Annotated in this window: 1 pseudogene; it reads right to left on the reverse strand. The window is 37.4% G+C overall.

The annotated features are described in order from the left end of the window. Positions 1-401, reverse strand: a pseudogene (locus FUA24_RS24680) (type I glyceraldehyde-3-phosphate dehydrogenase); the annotation flags it as partial.

Consider the following 401-nt stretch of genomic DNA (forward strand, 5'->3'; position numbering starts at 1 on the left):
AAGCAATACTTGCACCAGCATCAAAAACACTTGTTAATGATTCTGAAACGAAGTCTTGAGATACTACAGACTCTTCAGTGTAACCTAACACACCTTTTAATTCGTTTTCAGAAGCATTTTTTAAAGCAGCTTTAACGTCATCCCAAGAAGCAGATTTTTCAATTCTTACAGTTAAATCTACAACAGAAACATCTGGAGTTGGTACTCTAAATGCCATACCTGTTAATTTTCCGTTTAATTCAGGAATTACTTTACCTACAGCTTTTGCTGCACCTGTAGAAGAAGGAATGATGTTAGCTAATGCGCTACGACCACCTCTCCAGTCTTTTCTAGAAGGCCCATCAACAGTCATTTGAGTTGCTGTTGTAGCGTGAACAGTTGTCATTAAACCTTCAACAATA

This window comes from Seonamhaeicola marinus, from assembly GCF_008085455.1.